Below are 1,115 nucleotides of genomic sequence, written 5' to 3'. Positions count from 1 at the left end.
GCATCGCCACCCGCTACGACAAGACCCCTGAGAGCTACATCGCCGGCCTCCACCTTCGTGGCGCGATGATTTGGATCAAAGACCTCACACGAGCCACCCCTTGATCACAACCCAATACGCGCCCTAGCAGCCGGGCCAGGAACTCCAGGTCGGCGGAGGCGGTCACGCGCCAATTCTGGCAGCATGCCCAGGTCGGCGCGCAACGGGTTATAGCCCCCCTCAGAGCAAAAGTACGGTTGGTGCGAGGCCCGCGACGGAGCCCGTTACCTCGATATTTTCGCAGGTCAGAGAGTTCAAGATCCGCTCATGGCCGGAATTTCTGTTATCTCGGTGACCGGTCACCGGCGAGCGGTTGCCTGGTTGAGCTGAGCCATGAGTTCGCGGTTGGTGGCGCGTGCGGCGGACAGATCCTCGTCGCGCTCTTCGAGTTGGAGGCGCAAATCGACGACTTGTTGCTCCAGATGGGTGATCTTCTCGTTGAGCGTGTCGACATCGGTGGGTGTGCCGAGCCCGGACTCGCGCCAGACCTGTTCGCCGAGTGCGTCGGACAGGCGTTTCTCGAGTTGCTGGGTGCGGGCGTTGAGTCGGACCGCCCGTTCGTGGGCAGCGAGCAGGTCGGCTTGCAGTGATGCCCTGGTGACGGCCGGCCCGGTGCCCTGGCTGATGGTGGGTGGGGCGGCTTCGAGTGCGTGGATCTTCTCGAGTAGATCGCGGTGCCGGTAGAGAAAGGTGCGGTCCACGGCCGCGGCGCGCGCGATGCCGGACACGCTGATCTCCGTGCCATCCGTGATCGCTTTGTTGAGGGCGGCGATCACACGCTGGCGGCGTCTGGCGGAGTCGGCTTGCCGGCCTTTCATCATCGCTTCGGGCCTGGAGTCCGTTGCTGTCGGCTGGGTGGATTTGGAGATGGGTGCGGCTGTGTGTCCTGAACGCGAAGGAGAGTTCGATGTAGGAGAGCGATCTGGAGCGATGCTGCTCGGATGATGAAGGTCGTGGCCCTTCGAAGTCGCCCTGCGGAGGGAGGCTTCAAACCGCCTCATGCTGCGTTGGCTGAAGACCGTCGTGGTGAGCGATGAGGAAAAGGCGTCCGTGATGGCGTCAGGTGGGGACCGGGA

The 1,115-nt window shown here is 63.7% G+C and carries 1 protein-coding gene; it reads right to left on the bottom strand.

Going from position 1 to position 1,115, the window contains the following annotated elements; all coding sequences use genetic code 11:
* Positions 1–338: 338 nt before the first annotated feature.
* Positions 339–857 carry a hypothetical protein gene (locus tag EJK15_RS69490; RefSeq protein WP_276615636.1) on the bottom strand — a complete coding sequence of 173 codons (519 nt, stop codon included), beginning with the start codon at positions 855–857 and terminating at the stop codon, positions 339–341.
* Between the last annotated feature and the right edge of the window lie 258 nt (positions 858–1,115).

Source organism: Nonomuraea basaltis (genome assembly GCF_005893125.1).
GTDB classification, from domain to species: Bacteria; Actinomycetota; Actinomycetes; order Streptosporangiales; family Streptosporangiaceae; genus Nonomuraea; species Nonomuraea basaltis.
Note: the sequence above shows the minus strand (reverse complement) of the source record. Positions and strands in the feature narration are given on the sequence as shown.

Coding starts and splice junctions, on each gene's coding strand:
- EJK15_RS69490 (WP_276615636.1), bottom strand. CDS start 857: ATGAAAGGCCGGCAAGCCGACTCCGCCAGACGCCGCCAGCGTGTGATC.